The sequence below is a fragment of the Streptomyces sp. NPDC001933 genome (assembly GCF_042890955.1).
Taxonomy (GTDB): domain Bacteria; phylum Actinomycetota; class Actinomycetes; order Streptomycetales; family Streptomycetaceae; genus Streptomyces.
Map to the genome: position 1 here is coordinate 153,499 of NZ_JBIASS010000001.1, position 13,813 is coordinate 167,311.

Annotated in this window: 13 protein-coding genes; 7 read left to right on the forward strand and 6 right to left on the reverse strand. The window is 71.6% G+C overall.

Annotated features, from left to right (window positions below; genetic code table 11):
• Window positions 1-37: 37 nt before the first annotated feature.
• The 3 genes from ACFYY7_RS00665 to ACFYY7_RS00675 form a co-directional block, all read right to left on the reverse strand.
• Entirely contained in the window at window positions 38-1,003 is a 966-nt protein-coding gene (locus ACFYY7_RS00665; protein WP_388655440.1) for a PrsW family intramembrane metalloprotease, read from the reverse strand.
• 158 nt (window positions 1,004-1,161) lie between these two features.
• Window positions 1,162-1,584 (reverse strand): peptidoglycan-binding protein, encoded by a 423-nt coding sequence (locus ACFYY7_RS00670; protein WP_388655442.1) that lies wholly within the window; start codon window positions 1,582-1,584, stop codon window positions 1,162-1,164.
• 100 nt (window positions 1,585-1,684) lie between these two features.
• The gene (locus tag ACFYY7_RS00675; protein WP_388655444.1) at window positions 1,685-2,641 is read right to left on the reverse strand and encodes a sugar phosphate isomerase/epimerase family protein; all 957 of its coding nucleotides are present in this window, start codon (window positions 2,639-2,641) and stop codon (window positions 1,685-1,687) included.
• Window positions 2,642-2,935: 294 nt separating this feature from the next.
• Between ACFYY7_RS00675 and iolC the strand changes: the two genes are divergently transcribed.
• Genes iolC through ACFYY7_RS00700 form a run of 5 tightly spaced genes read left to right on the forward strand, consistent with a single transcriptional unit; the run spans window position 2,936 to window position 9,151 of the window.
• A complete protein-coding gene (iolC, locus tag ACFYY7_RS00680; RefSeq protein WP_388655446.1) occupies window positions 2,936-3,934 on the forward strand; it encodes a 5-dehydro-2-deoxygluconokinase in 999 nt (332 codons plus the stop codon).
• Window positions 3,931-4,875 (forward strand): deoxyribose-phosphate aldolase, encoded by a 945-nt coding sequence (locus tag ACFYY7_RS00685; protein ID WP_388655448.1) that lies wholly within the window; start codon window positions 3,931-3,933, stop codon window positions 4,873-4,875. The genes iolC and ACFYY7_RS00685 overlap by 4 nt, the downstream gene beginning before the upstream one ends.
• Window positions 4,872-5,756, forward strand: coding sequence for a 5-deoxy-glucuronate isomerase (gene iolB / locus ACFYY7_RS00690; RefSeq protein ID WP_388655450.1), 885 nt, complete (start codon window positions 4,872-4,874; stop codon window positions 5,754-5,756). The genes ACFYY7_RS00685 and iolB overlap by 4 nt, the downstream gene beginning before the upstream one ends.
• Entirely contained in the window at window positions 5,753-7,639 is a 1,887-nt protein-coding gene (gene iolD / locus ACFYY7_RS00695) for a 3D-(3,5/4)-trihydroxycyclohexane-1,2-dione acylhydrolase (decyclizing) (protein ID WP_388655452.1), read from the forward strand. The genes iolB and iolD overlap by 4 nt, the downstream gene beginning before the upstream one ends.
• Window positions 7,640-7,651: 12 nt before the next feature.
• Window positions 7,652-9,151, forward strand: coding sequence for a CoA-acylating methylmalonate-semialdehyde dehydrogenase (locus ACFYY7_RS00700; RefSeq protein ID WP_376423040.1), 1,500 nt, complete (start codon window positions 7,652-7,654; stop codon window positions 9,149-9,151).
• Window positions 9,152-9,216: 65 nt separating this feature from the next.
• Here ACFYY7_RS00700 and ACFYY7_RS00705 read toward each other — a convergent pair whose 3' ends face one another.
• Together ACFYY7_RS00705 and ACFYY7_RS00710 are read right to left on the reverse strand one after the other, a co-directional pair.
• Complete coding sequence (locus ACFYY7_RS00705; RefSeq protein ID WP_388655454.1) at window positions 9,217-9,639, reverse strand: hypothetical protein; 423 nt, start codon at window positions 9,637-9,639, stop codon at window positions 9,217-9,219.
• 198 nt (window positions 9,640-9,837) lie between these two features.
• Window positions 9,838-10,566: a VC0807 family protein gene (locus tag ACFYY7_RS00710; protein WP_388655456.1), complete on the reverse strand. Its 729-nt coding sequence runs from the start codon at window positions 10,564-10,566 to the stop codon at window positions 9,838-9,840.
• A 227-nt stretch (window positions 10,567-10,793) separates the two neighbouring features.
• Between ACFYY7_RS00710 and ACFYY7_RS00715 the strand changes: the two genes are divergently transcribed.
• Window positions 10,794-11,399 (forward strand): DUF4291 domain-containing protein, encoded by a 606-nt coding sequence (locus ACFYY7_RS00715; RefSeq protein WP_388655458.1) that lies wholly within the window; start codon window positions 10,794-10,796, stop codon window positions 11,397-11,399.
• 59 nt (window positions 11,400-11,458) lie between these two features.
• Here ACFYY7_RS00715 and ACFYY7_RS00720 read toward each other — a convergent pair whose 3' ends face one another.
• Entirely contained in the window at window positions 11,459-12,616 is a 1,158-nt protein-coding gene (locus tag ACFYY7_RS00720; protein WP_388655460.1) for a DUF3103 family protein, read from the reverse strand.
• Between the two features lie 275 nt (window positions 12,617-12,891).
• Between ACFYY7_RS00720 and ACFYY7_RS00725 the strand changes: the two genes are divergently transcribed.
• The gene (locus ACFYY7_RS00725) at window positions 12,892-13,614 is read left to right on the forward strand and encodes a DUF981 domain-containing protein (protein WP_351251005.1); all 723 of its coding nucleotides are present in this window, start codon (window positions 12,892-12,894) and stop codon (window positions 13,612-13,614) included.
• Window positions 13,615-13,813 lie beyond the last annotated feature (199 nt).

Below are 13,813 nucleotides of genomic sequence, written 5' to 3' on the forward strand. Positions count from 1 at the left end.
AGGGGGTATGAATGCGAGTGCCCCGCCGGTCGCCGGTTCAGGGATGCCGCGCACTGCGGGCCAGCGACCGCAGCCAGGCCAGCGCGACGAGCGTGATCACGACGATGCCGCCGACCGAGAAGAGGGTGAACAGATGCTGCTGCTCGTCGGTGGGGGCCGGGATGTAGCCCTGCGAGAAGAGCGCACGGCTCAGGCCCGTGTCGGTGACCCTGGCGACCAGCCAGATCGCGATGCCGTGCATCGAGTCCCAGAGCGAGTGCAGCACGGCGACGCCGAGATAGGTGCCGATCACGGGCGCGGCGAAGCGGAAACGCCCGTTCGGCTTCCGGAACGAGAGCAGTACGCCACCGGCGATCGCGGTCCAGAGTCCGTGGCCGAACGGCGCGAGCACCCCGCGCAGCACCTCGGTCTCCAGCAGGGCGTGCAGGTCGATGCCCTTCATGGTGACGGCGGCGTTGAAGGCGTAGCCCGCGCTCTCGAAGGCGGCGAACCCGAATCCGACCGTCGCGCCGAGCACCAGACCGGCCCGCATGCCGTGGACATGCGGGTGGCGTCGGAGCACGAACATCAGCGCAAGGAGCTTCACGGCCTCCTCGATCAGGCCGACGCCCAGGAATATCCAGATGGACGGGTGCAGCAGATAGGACTCCATGACGGAGGCGCCGAGCACGCCCAGGATTCCGCCCGTCAGGAAGCAGCCGAGGATGAGGCCCACGCCGAGGTCGCGGCCGTGCCGCTCGTACGCCCACAGGACGAAGACGGCCGGGACCAGGAAGCTGCCGAGCAGGATGAGGGTCGGCAGCAGGTTGGTGTTGCTGGTGGTGTACGTGACGACCGCCGTCAGCAGCCAGAGGGCTATGCCGCCCCACAGGCACCGCTTCCAGAGTCCGGGCCGTGGCTGCGGCGGAGCCGGCGGGCCCTGGGGGTGCGGCGGGGTGGACGGTGACTGCCGGGCGGACGGGGCGGCGGGTGACGGACTGTCGGGATCGCTGTTCCAGTTCACGCGGACTCCCTCTACATCTCGCGCATAATCTCCTAATTTGTCCGAATCCTATGGTGTGTGGTGCCGTGAGGCATTCGGGCGAGGGGTGCCCCGTACGGGGCGGCTCGCCGCCGTACGGGGCCAGGAGGAAGCGCGGGTCGCGCGGGAAGGGCGGCGGGTTACGGGAAGGGCAGTGGGGTCACACGGTTCGGCCCCGCGTGCCAGAGCGCCGACCAGGTGGCCGGCGTGACCCGGCCGTCCGGCACGAGCGGCGGATGGTCCGCCTGGAAGCGCTGCACGGCGATGAGCGTCTCGGCCCCGAACCTCCCGTCGACCGCGGACCAGCGCAGGTAGTGACGGTTGGCCAGCAGGCACTGCACCTGGGAGACCTCTTCGCCCTGTTCGCCGAAGGAGGTCGGACGGTCGCCGTCGTAGAACGCGCAGACCGGGCTGGAGCCGGGCGGCGGCGCCGGGTTGTCCTCGTCGGCCGAGGCCCCCGGCGCCGAGGCGAGGGCGGCGACCAGGGCGACCGTGGTCAGAGCGGCGGCGGTCAGCGCCGGGGCCGCGGCCGTCCTGCGGGACGGCAGCATCTTTCGGATCATGGTGAGCTGCTCCTTGTGCGGAGGTGTGGCGTACGGCGGCGGGGGCGCGACCGGGGCCGCACCCCCCGCCTCTCACCGAGGACAACACCGCGCACCGCCGCTACGTCACGTCCCCGGTCCGTTCGGCGTGTCCCGCCCCGCGCCCCGGCCCGCCGCAGGAGCGGAGGAACTCCCGGGTGCGGCGGGCGATGGGGAACGGCTTGTCGGGCGGGCACGGGTACATGTCCTGCTCGACGATGGCGAACAGGTCGACGTCCAGCGCGCGGGCGGCGGCCAGCACGGGTTCCAGCGCCGGGACCCCGCCCGGCGGTTCGCACATCACGCCGCGCGCCACGGCCGGGCCGAACGGCACCTCGTCCGCCACGACCCGGGCCAGGATCTCCGGGTCGACCTGCTTGAGGTGCAGATAGCCGATCCGTTCGCCGTAGGTCTCGATCAGCTTGACGCTGTCGCCTCCGCAGTAGGCGTAGTGCCCGGTGTCGAGGCAGAGCGAGACGAGGTCCGGGGCGGTGGCGTCGAGGAAACGGGCGACGTTCTCCTCGGTGTCGATATGGGTGTCGGCATGCGGATGGACGACGACGCGCAGCCCGAAACGGTCCAGCACCTCCCGGCCCAGCCGCTCCGTCTGGGTGGTGAGATCGCGCCACTGCTGCGCGGTGAGGCGGCGGTCCTCCAGGACCTCGCCGGTCTTGTCGTCGCGCCAGAACGAGGGGATGACCACCAGATGCCGGGCGCCCATCGCCCGGGTGAGTGCCGCGATGTCGGCGACATGCGCCCAGGTCCGGTCCCAGACGCCCGCTCCATGGTGCAATCCGGTGAAAACGGTCCCGGCCGAGACCGAGAGCCCCCGGCGGCGGGTCTCGTCGGCGAGGCGGACCGGGTCGGTCGGGAGGTAGCCGTACGGGCCGAGCTCGATCCACTCGTAACCCGCCTCGGAGACCTCGTCGAGGAAGCGCCGCCAGGGCACCTGGAGCGGATCGTCGGGGAACCACACCCCCCACGAGTCGGGTGCCGAACCGATACGGATACGGGCCGGGGCCACTGCGGAGGAGGTCATGCCGTCCAGGGTTCCGGCCGGGGGAGCGGCTGTCAATCATTCGTCCGTATGTCCGGACAAAGCATTGACACGGTTCCGGGGGAGGGCTAGCGTCCTTCGTCCGGATCAGGCCGGATCAGGGAGCGGGGTCCGGTGCCGTGCATCGCAAGGCGGAGGAGGGAAGCATGGCGGAGCCATGGTGACCGACGACAACGCGGCGAGGCGCGGTGCCGGGGCACGCGAGCCCGGCATGTTCCGGACGGAGGATGCTGGACCTGGGGGAAGTCACCCCGGACGGCGGTCGAAGGGATGGTCATGCCTGAGCGGTACGACGTCATCACCATGGGCCGCATCGGTGTGGATCTCTACCCCCTCCAGACCGGTCTGCCACTGGCCCGGGTCGAAACCTTCGGGAAGTTCCTCGGCGGTTCGCCGTCCAACGTGGCCGTCGCGGCGGCCCGGCTCGGCCGCCGGACGGCGGTGGTGACGCGCACCGGACGGGACGCCTTCGGCGACTATCTCCACCACCAGTTGCGGGAGTTCGGGGTGGACGACCGGTGGGTGACGGCCGTCGACGCGTATCCGACACCGGTCACCTTCTGCGAGATCTTCCCGCCCGACGACTTCCCCCTCTACTTCTACCGGCAGCCCAAGGCCCCCGACCTGGAGATCCGCACCCCGGAGCTGGACCTCGCGGCGATCCGGTCGGCCCGGGTCTTCTGGATGACCGGCACCGGGCTGTGCGCCGAACCGAGCCGCTCCGCGACCCTCGCCGCGCTGCGCGCCCGCGACCGCCGCGGCATCACCGTCTTCGACCTCGACTGGCGCCCGATGTTCTGGGACACCACGGAGGAATCCGCGCCCGGCTCCACCCCCACCGCCCGCTACCGCGAGGCGCTCGCCCTCGCCACCGTCGCCGTCGGCAACATCGACGAGTGCGAGATCGCGACCGGCGAGCGCGAACCGCACGCGGCCGCCCGCGCGCTGATCCGCGCCGGCGTCGAACTCGCCGTCGTCAAACAGGGCACCGAGGGTGTGCTCGCCGTCCACCGCGACGGCGCGGTGGCCGAAGTGCCGCCGCTGCCCGTCGATGTCCTCAACGGCCTCGGCGCCGGCGACGCCTTCGGCGGGGCGCTCTGCCACGGGCTCCTCGCTGGCTGGGAGACCGGGCGCATCATGCGGTACGCCAACGCCGCGGGGGCCATCGTCGCCTCCCGGCTCGCCTGCTCGTCCGCCATGCCGTTCCCGCACGAAGTCGAAGCGGCCCTGACCGAAGGCGCCGTCACCTCCCGCCCCACCGGAGCGACCCCATGACACCCCCGGCCTCCTCCGTCTCCGAACTCGTCCAGCTGCGCATGCGCCACCCCGAGGCCGTCGCCGAGGCCGCCGCCCGGCGCCGCAGACGCCCCCTCGTCGGCCGGGGCGGCCGGCTGATGATCATCGCGGCGGACCATCCGGCCCGCGGCTCGCTCGCCGTCGGCGACCGCGCACTGGCCATGGCCAACCGCTTCGAGCTGCTGGAACGGCTCCGCCTGGCCCTCTCCCGCCCCGGCGTCGACGGAGTGCTCGCCACCGCCGACATCCTCGACGACCTGCTGCTGCTCGGCGCGCTGGAGAACAAGGTCGTCATCGGCTCGATGAACCGCGGCGGACTCGCGGGCGCGGCCTTCGAACTCGACGACCGGTTCACCGGACACCGCCCCGAGGACCTCGCCCGGCTCCGCTTCGACGCGGGCAAACTGCTGCTCCGGATCGACTACGACGACCCCGGCTCGCTCGACACCATGCACGCCACCGCCCGCGCCATCGACGCCATGGCCGCACACCGGCTGCCGGTCTTCGTCGAACCGTTCCTCTGCCGCCGCACCGACGGCCACGTCCGCAACGACCTCGGCGCGGAGGCGGTCACCACCTCGATCGCCATCGCCTCCGGGCTCGCCGGGACATCCGCGTACACCTGGCTCAAGGTCCCCGTCACCGAGAACCCCGACGACATGGCCCGGGTGATGGAGGCGTCGACGCTGCCCGCGGTGCTGCTGGGCGGGGAGGTGGGCGACGACCTGGACGGGGCGTTCGAGAAATGGCGCACGGCGCTTCGACTGCCCACCGTCCAGGGGCTGGTGGTGGGGCGTTCGCTGCTCTACCCGGCCGACGGAGAGGTGGCCGCGGCCGTGGACACGGCCGTCTCACTGCTGGAGCCGAGAAGAACAGGACCGCGAGGAACGGGGCCGGGAGAGAGGGGGCCGAGAGCATGACCACGACCGGCGACGGATCGCGCCACCACCTGAAGGCCGGGAGCACGGCGAGCGGCTCCTACGCCCTCGACCTCGACCCGGAGCGGGCCGGCTGGGACCGGTCGAGCCTGCGGATCCTCGAACTCGCACCGGGCGGAGTTCACACACTCGTCACCGGGGAGAGCGAGTGGATCGTTCTGCCGTTGACCGGTGGCTGTACGGTGCACGCCTCAGGTGAGATCTTTGAACTGCTGGGCCGGGAAAGCGTGTTCAGCGGGGTATCCGACTTCGCGTACGTACCGCGTGAGGCCCGTGCACAGATCGCCTCCGGCGCTGGAGGCCGCTTCGCCCTGGCAGGAGCGAAGTGCGAGCGACGACTCCCCGCTCGCTACGGCCCCGCGCCGGAGGTACCCGTCGAGCTGCGCGGCTCCGGGAACTGCTCCCGCCAGGTCAACAACTTCGCCGCCGCCGACACCTTCGAGTGCGACCGGCTGATCGCCGTCGAGGTGCTCACCCCCGGCGGCAACTGGTCGTCCTACCCACCCCACAAGCACGACGAGCACCGCCCCGGCGCCGAGTCCGTGCTGGAGGAGATCTACTACTTCGAGGTGGAGCACGACGGCCTCGGCTACCACCGGGTCTCGCCCTCCCGCCCCGGCGGTACGGACGTCCTCGCCGAGGTCCGCAGCGGCGACGCGGTCCTGATCCCCGACGGCTGGCACGGCCCGTCCATCGCCTCCCCCGGCCGCACCCTCTACTACCTCAACGTGATGGCGGGCCCGGGGGAGCAGCGGGAGTGGCTGATCAGCGACCATCCGGACCACGGCTGGATCCGCGACACCTGGCCCGCCCAGCCCGTGGACCCCAGACTCCCCTTCTACGGGACGGAGCCGCGCCCATGAGCCGTACCACCCGCCGCCTCACCACCGCCCAGGCCCTGGTGGCCTTCCTGGCCCGCCAGTACACCGAGCGCGACGGCCGGCGACAGCGCCTGATCAGCGCCACCTGGGGCATCTTCGGCCATGGCAACGTCGCCGGGATCGGCCAGGCGCTCGTCGAGTCGGGCCGCGCGATGCCCTACCTCCAGGGCCGCAACGAGCAGGCCATGGTGCACGCCGCCGTCGGCTACGCCCGCCAGTCGGGCCGGCTCTCCGCGCAAGCCGTCACCACCTCCATCGGCCCCGGCGCCACCAACCTCGTCACCGGCGCCGCCCTCGCCACGATCAACCACCTCCCCGTCCTCCTGCTGCCCGGCGACACCTTCGCGACCCGGCCCGCCGACCCCGTGCTCCAGCAGCTCGAAGTCCCGTCCGCGGGCGACATCTCCGTCAACGACTGTCTGCGCCCCGTCTCCCGCTACTTCGACCGGATCACCCGCCCCGAGGCCCTGGTCCCGGCCGCCCTCCAGGCCATGCGCACCCTCGCCGACCCGGCGGAGACCGGCGCCGTGACACTCGCGCTGCCGCAGGACGTGCAGGTGCAGGCGTACGACTGGCCGGCGGAGTTCTTCGCCGAGCGCGTCTGGTACGTACGCCGCCCCGCCCCCGATCCGTACGAACTCGACCGGGCGGTACGGGCGGTGCGCACCGCCCGCAGGCCGCTGATCGTGGCGGGTGGCGGGGTCCACCACAGCGCCGCCGAGGAGACCCTCGCCGCGTTCGCCGCCGCCACCCGCATCCCGGTCGCCACCACACAGGCCGGCAAGGGTTCGCTGCGCCACGACCATCCCGCCGATGTCGGCGGCATCGGCCACACCGGCACCGCGACCGCGGACGAGCTGGCCCGCACCGCCGACCTGGTCATCGGCATCGGCACCCGCTACTCCGACTTCACCACCGCCTCCGGCACGCTCTTCGCCGACCCGGCGGTCCGCTTCCTCAACATCAACATCACCGGCTTCGACGCCCACAAGCTCGGCGCCCTCCCGCTCGTCGCCGACGCCCGCGCCGCCCTCGAAGCCCTCACCACCGCGCTCGCCGCCCGCAACCACCGCGTCGCCCCCGCCTACGAGACGGAGTACACCGACGCCAAGGAGAAGTGGGAGCGGCGCGTCACCGCCGCGTTCACCGCCCCGGACCCGCTTGCCCGGCCCACCCAGGCCCAGGTCCTCGGCCTCCTCGACGCCCTCGTCACCGAGGACGACATCCTGATCAACGCCGCCGGATCGCTCCCCGGCGACCTGCACAAGCTCTGGCGGGCCCGCTCCCCGCACCAGTACCACGTGGAGTACGGCTACTCCTGCATGGGCTACGAGATCCCGGCCGCGATCGGGGTGCAGCTCGCAGCTCCCGGCCGTCCCGTCTGGGCGCTGGTGGGCGACGGCACGTATCTGATGAATCCCACCGAGATCGTCACCGCCGTCCAGCAGGAACTCCCGGTGAAGCTGGTCGTCCTCCAGAACCACGGCTACGCGTCCATCGGCGGTCTGTCCGAGCAGGTCGGCGCCGAGCGCCTGGGCACCGCCTACCGGCACCGGGCTGCGGACGGCACGTTCACCGGCCCTCCGCTCCCCGTCGATCTCGCGGCCAACGCCGGCTCGCTGGGCATGCGGGTGCTGCGCGCCAAGACGGTGCGTGACCTGCGCGAAGCCCTCGCCGAGGCACGTGCGGCGGACCGTCCTACTTGTGTCTACGTCGAGACCGAAACGGCAGACACTGTGTCGGGCCCCCCTCCGGCACAGGCGTGGTGGGATGTTCCCGTAGCCGAGACGGCCACCCGGCCGCCGGCCGTGAAAGCCCGGGAAGTGTACGAACGTCACGTCGCCGACCGACGCCCCCACCTCTGAAGGAGTTCTGTCATGAAGACCGTCAACCACTGGATCGGTGGCAAGACCGTCGAGGGCGCTTCGGGCAACTACGGCCCGGTCACCGACCCGGCCACCGGCGCCGTCACCACCCAGGTCGCGCTCGCCTCCCTCGAAGAGGTCGACGCCGCGGTCGCCGCCGCCAAGGACGCCTACGCCACCTGGGGCACGTCCTCGCTGGCCGCCCGCACCGCGGTCCTGTTCCGCTACCGGGCGCTGCTCGACGCCCACCGCGACGACATCGCCGCGCTGATCACCGCCGAGCACGGCAAGGTGCACTCGGACGCGCTGGGCGAGGTCGCCCGCGGTCTGGAGATCGTCGAGCTGGCCTGCGGCATCACCACCCAGCTCAAGGGCGAGCTGTCCACCCAGGTCTCCAGCCGGGTCGACGTCTCCTCGATCCGCCAGTCGCTCGGCGTCGTCGCGGGCATCACCCCGTTCAACTTCCCGGCCATGGTGCCGATGTGGATGTTCCCGCTGGCCATCGCCTGCGGCAACACCTTCGTGCTCAAGCCCAGCGAGAAGGACCCCTCGGCCGCCAACCTGCTGGCCGAGCTGGCCTCCGAGGCCGGTCTGCCGGACGGTGTGCTGAACGTCCTGCACGGTGACAAGGTCGCCGTCGACGGGCTGCTGAACCACCCGGACGTCGCCGCGGTCTCCTTCGTGGGCTCCACCCCGATCGCCCGCCACATCCACGCCACCGCCTCCGCCAACGGCAAGCGCGTCCAGGCGCTCGGCGGTGCGAAGAACCACATGCTGGTGCTGCCGGACGCGGACCTCGACGCCGCGGCCGACGCCGCCGTCTCCGCCGCGTACGGCTCCGCCGGTGAGCGCTGCATGGCGATCTCCGCGGTCGTCGCGGTCGGCTCCATCGCCGACGAGCTCGTCGCGAAGATCAAGGAGCGTGCCGAGAAGATCAAGATCGGCCCCGGCAACGACCCGACGTCCGAGATGGGCCCGCTGATCACCGCCGCCCACCGCGACAAGGTCGCCTCCTACGTCACGGGCGCCGCCGCCCAGGGCGCCGACGTCGTCCTGGACGGCACCGGCTTCACCGTCGAGGGCTTCGAGGACGGCCACTGGATCGGCCTCTCCCTCCTCGACAACGTGTCCACCGACTCGGACGCGTACAAGGACGAGATCTTCGGCCCGGTCCTGTGCGTCCTGCGCACCGAGACGTACGAGGAGGGCGTCGCCCTCATGAACGCCTCGCCGTTCGGCAACGGCACCGCGATCTTCACCCGCGACGGCGGCGCCGCCCGCCGCTTCCAGCTGGAGATCGAGGCCGGCATGGTCGGCGTCAACGTGCCGATCCCGGTGCCGGTGGGCTACCACTCCTTCGGTGGCTGGAAGGACTCCCTCTTCGGCGACCACCACATCTACGGCAACGACGGCGTGCACTTCTACACCCGCGGCAAGGTCGTCACCACCCGCTGGCCGGACCCGGCCGACGCCCCGGCCGGTGTGGACCTGGGCTTCCCCCGCAACCACTGATCAACGGCCCGGCCCGACGGCCCGTACGGATGCCCCCGCGTCCGTACGGGCCGTCGCCGTACGGCTCACAGCCGCCGCAGCCCCGCGTACTGGAGCGCGGCCATCGCCCCCACCGTCAGGGCCTGGAACACGATCCACACGTCGCCCGCGCCCGTGGCGGTCAGCGTGTCCACGGCCACGGCCGCCACACCGGCCACCGCCCACGCCGTGTTCAGGGCGATGACGACGGCGACCGCGCCGCGGGCGATGTCCTCCCGGCGGGCGACGGTCAGCAGCCACAGGGCGTACCCCGTGAGGAACACCCCCACCGGGTAGAGCACCGAGCGGTCCACGCCGAGGAACGAGTCCAGGACCGTGGCGAGCGCCAGATAGCCGATGCCGTTGGCGCCGGTGAGGACCACGTCCGCCAGCAGGGCGAACCGGAGCAGGCTGTCGGAACGGGCGGCGTCCGGAGCCGTGACCGTAACCGCGTCGTGGGACGACATCATGGGGTCTTCCTTCCGTTGTCGTGCGGTGGCGCGGGCGGCGAGCAGCCGCCGGCCGGCCCGTACGGGAACGGTAGGAGCGGGCGGGGGACCGCTCAATTACCTCCCAGGTAATCGCCGGAGCCCCGAAGAGACCCGAGAAGGGCCGGTGGGGGAGCCGTTCGAGGCTCTCCCACCGGCCCCTTCGCCGGGCCCGGTCCGTCAGCGGGCGGTGTCCGCCGGCTTCCCGGCCCCGGCCTCCTCGGCGATCATGCCCTGCATCGGGACCGCGCCCACCCGGCCCGAGACCATGAACGCGAACACCATCGTCACCACCATGATCACCGTGCCGAGCCACACCATCGTCTCCACCGGCAGCGTGTAGGCACCCACGGCCCGCACCACGCACTCGCCCAGCAGCGCCGTACCCCACACCGCCGAGAACCGGATCTCCGCCCGCCGGAACGCCGCCGAGCCGGCCGCGAGCCGCTGCCAGGCGGCGTCCTTGGCCGCGTCGCCCTTCACCAGCACGGGCCGCAGCCCCGCGGTCATCATCGGCTGCCCCTTCAGCGCGGTCACCAGGATCACCAGCCCGATGATGCTGCTCACCCCGCTGTCCTTGGCGAGCATCAGCCGCGGATCGCCGACGATCAGGCTGGTCAGCAGGCTCACCGCGTTGACCGTCACGATCAGCGCCGCCGGCCCGTTGAGCCGGCGCCTGCGCAGCACGCTCCACCCGGTGCGCACGGCCGGCAGCACACTGCTCCAGGCCAGCGCGGCGAAGGTGCTCAGACCCGCCGCCTTCAGCGCGTAGTACGAGGCGAGCGGCACCGCCACATCCACCATCAGCGGCATCAGACTGTCCAGCAGGGCATTGCGCGGCGCGTGCGGAGCGGTGGCGGCCGGGGCATCTGCGACCGGGGCGGTGACGGTGGCGGCCGGGCTGGTCATGAGGGGTTCCTCTCCCGCGTATCGGCGGTGCCTTCCCGGCCCCGCTCTCGATACGTACAGACTGGCCGCCGGGGCCCGTTGCCCGGCAGAGCCGCGTGTACCGGGCTCCGTATGACGAATGTCAGTACCCGTCGGTGACAGACCCGTCCACCACTCTGCGGAGCCTTGGATTCCGGTAGGTCGTAAACCGTTCGCCGCGCCCGCCGGAGCGGTGTTCTGATGGGGCCATGACCGCTTTGACCAGGCCGCAGTACGAGATCCGCGCCCAGCACACGGACACCACTGTCACCGTCTACCAGGCGTACTCCCCCCTCATCGGCGGTCCAGCCGTCCGTGACGGGCGCTTCCCCGAAGCCTGGAAGCGCGACCGCATGACATGGATCAAGCCGAGCTTCCTGTGGATGATGTACCGCTGCGGCTGGGGGCTGAAGGAAGGTCAGGAGACCGTGCTGGCCGTCGAGATCACCCGCGAGGGCTTCGACTGGGCCCTGGAGCACGCCGAACTCTCCCACTACGTCAGGGGAGTCCACCCGGACCGCGCCACCTGGCAGCGCAACCTGCGCCGTGCCCCGGCCCGCGTCCAGTGGGACCCCGAGCGCGACCTGCACTTGAACCGGCTGCCGTACCGCTCCCTCCAGCTCGGGCTGTCCGGCGAGGCGTCACGGCGGTACGCCGACGAGTGGACGGTGTCCATCCGCGACGTCACCCCGCTCGCCCGGCAGATCCATCAACTGGTGCGTGACGGACGGCTCGACGAGGCGGCGGCGCTCCTGCCCCGCGAGTCGCCGTACCCGCCGGGCGGCGTCCCGCTCCCGGCGCGGGCGGCGGCCTGACCCCGGAGCATGCGCGGCACGCGCTTCGCGCATGCTCCGGCTCGTCATGGCGCGAGTGGTCAGAGCTCCGGCACGTGGTACGGCGAGACGGTCATCCAGCCGTTGCCCGCGGCACCGTTGCGCTGGCCGCTGCTGTTCTTGGCCAGGGTGTACCAGGACTCGACGTAGTCCGGATCGTCGGTCCACCAGTTGGTGGGGATGGCGTCGAGCAGCGCGTCGACCAGCGGGATGTAAGCGCCCTGGTCGGTGATGGTGAGCAGGACCGCGGCGATGGCCTTGGCCAGGGCCTGGTAGTTGGTGTCCCCGTCGTCCTCCATCATGACCGCGTCGGCCATGTCGTACTTGTAGTTGGACCAGTTCACCAGGACCTGGCCCGGGTAGTAGGTCGTGTCCTCCTTGTTCAGGTAGGGCATCTCGACGGTGTCGACGCGCGGTTTGCCGTCCTTGCCGAAGCCCGTGACGAGGGCGAAGATCTCGGCGTCGCCCTTGAAGAACGGTTCCTGGACGTCGCCGAGCCGCACCGAGTCGATCCGGGTGGTGTCGATGCCCGATGCGGCGGACAGGCTGGTCCCGGCGGACGGTGCGCTCAGGCCAAGGCCCTTGGACTCCAGGGTCTTGTCGATGACCTTCAGTCCCTCGGCGACAGCCTTCGCGCCATCGATGTCGATGAGGTAGACCGGCCGGCCGGGGGCGCTGTCCAGGGGCAGTTCATGGGCCGTGCCCCGGCTGTCGTACGCGGTGAACGTCCGGGCGCCGTCGTCGTCTGACGGAGCGGCGGCCACCAGAGGGGCCGCGCCCGAGGCGAGCCGGCCCTTCATCGACGCGTCCGCCAGGCCGAGCCGCAGCAGCGGACCCGCGCCGCTGCCCAGGCCCTTGGCGGTGGCGACGCCCCGGTCGGCCGCGATGATCCGGGCGGCGAGCTTCCGGCCGACCGAGGCGGTGGCGTCGTCGGCCAGTGCGCCGAGGCCGACCGAGTCCGCGGCCAGGGCGGCTCTGCGGACCTCTCTGCTCCAGTCCGGATCGGCCAGCGAGCGGGCGAGCGCGAGCGCGGTGGCGTCCTCGATTCCGGAGACCGAGGAGGCGGTGGTGGAGGCGGCGGTGGCCGCCGTGTCCGTTCCGGACGGTGCCGCCAGCGCGGTGCCCTGGAGGGGGACCAGGGCGGTCGCGGCCAGGACGGCACCGATCAGTGCCGTGCGCAGCGGTGTCGATGTACTCAAGGGGATCTCTCCTGCCGGCAGTTGGAGCACTACGGGATGTGGAGCACTACGGGAAGGCCGAAGCGCCACCGGCATCCGGCGAGCGGGTGGAGGGGGTGAGCGCATCGGTCTATGCGAGTAGACCGTGACCGGGTGTCCATGACAAGACCGTCCGGGTTCCCGTGCCGCCGGGAGGGGCGGGGTGCGGGGGCGTGCGGGGATGTGCCACGCGTCTGCGACTCGGGTGGGCGGTGCAAATGCTGCATCGGTCACATATTCATCGATACGCTCCCGGGATGATCCACCATGTCATCCCCCTGGCGGCGTCCGGCCTGAAGATCGACTGGGCCAGGATGCCGACGTACAACACGATCATGTCGGTGGCCGCCGGCGCGGGGCTGCTGCTCGTGGTGGCGCTGGGGCGTCAGCTCCTCACGCCCGGACGCGCCATCACCCCCGAAGGGTGGGTCCTCGCCTTCGGGGCCCTCGGCTTCACCCTGGTCACCACGGGCCTCCACATGACCCTGACCTGGCCGCTCGCCGGGCAGGGCTTCCCGTTCGACAACATCATCTTCGGCGAACCGGCGCTCGCCTTCGGTGTCTTCCTCTTCGCCGCGTCCTTCTACCTCTGGAAACGCGGAGCCGAACTCAACAGCGCGGAACGCATCGAACGGTCGGCCCGCGTCGCCAAGCCCATCTCCGTCTTCGTGTTCGGGATCGGGCTCGCCTGCTTCGGCATCGCCGCCGCCGGCTGGAAGTACACCCTCTTCGCCGCACCGCCCGAGGAACCCATCTCCGGGGAGTTCGCGCGGTGGCCGATCCTGGAGGCGAGCTTCATGTCCGGGCTGTACGTCCTGGTGGGCATCGGCGCGCTGCTGTTCCCGTTCGTGCTGCGCCGGCCGTCGAGTCGGCTGGCCCCGGTGACCGGTGTCGTCTGGGGGCTGGCCGGTCTGGCGTTCCTGCTCTTCGGCGGGCTCAACTACTTCACCCACATCGGCCTCATCGTCAACACCATGTGAGCCACCCGGTATCCGGCGGACCCTCCGTCGACCTCCGCCGCGAACGGCCCGGTATACCGCGCATGGAGTACGCCGGTGGAATGCCGTACGCCGCAAGGAGGCCGGAGACCTCCCCCTGGTGGCTGGCCGCACGTCACGGCGGCCCGCTTAGGGTCGCACCATGGAGACTTCCGAAGCGAGCAGGTCCAGGTGGCGGCGG

Bases quoted from the DNA above. Each gene is read 5' to 3' on its own strand.
- ACFYY7_RS00670 (WP_388655442.1), bottom strand. From the start codon at position 1,584: ATGATCCGAAAGATGCTGCCGTCCCGCAGGACGGCCGCGGCCCCGGCG.
- ACFYY7_RS00675 (WP_388655444.1), bottom strand. From the start codon at position 2,641: ATGACCTCCTCCGCAGTGGCCCCGGCCCGTATCCGTATCGGTTCGGCA.
- iolC (WP_388655446.1), top strand. From the start codon at position 2,936: ATGCCTGAGCGGTACGACGTCATCACCATGGGCCGCATCGGTGTGGAT.
- ACFYY7_RS00685 (WP_388655448.1), top strand. From the start codon at position 3,931: ATGACACCCCCGGCCTCCTCCGTCTCCGAACTCGTCCAGCTGCGCATG.
- iolB (WP_388655450.1), top strand. From the start codon at position 4,872: ATGACCACGACCGGCGACGGATCGCGCCACCACCTGAAGGCCGGGAGC.
- iolD (WP_388655452.1), top strand. From the start codon at position 5,753: ATGAGCCGTACCACCCGCCGCCTCACCACCGCCCAGGCCCTGGTGGCC.
- ACFYY7_RS00700 (WP_376423040.1), top strand. From the start codon at position 7,652: ATGAAGACCGTCAACCACTGGATCGGTGGCAAGACCGTCGAGGGCGCT.
- ACFYY7_RS00705 (WP_388655454.1), bottom strand. From the start codon at position 9,639: ATGATGTCGTCCCACGACGCGGTTACGGTCACGGCTCCGGACGCCGCC.
- ACFYY7_RS00710 (WP_388655456.1), bottom strand. From the start codon at position 10,566: ATGACCAGCCCGGCCGCCACCGTCACCGCCCCGGTCGCAGATGCCCCG.
- ACFYY7_RS00715 (WP_388655458.1), top strand. From the start codon at position 10,794: ATGACCGCTTTGACCAGGCCGCAGTACGAGATCCGCGCCCAGCACACG.
- ACFYY7_RS00725 (WP_351251005.1), top strand. From the start codon at position 12,892: ATGATCCACCATGTCATCCCCCTGGCGGCGTCCGGCCTGAAGATCGAC.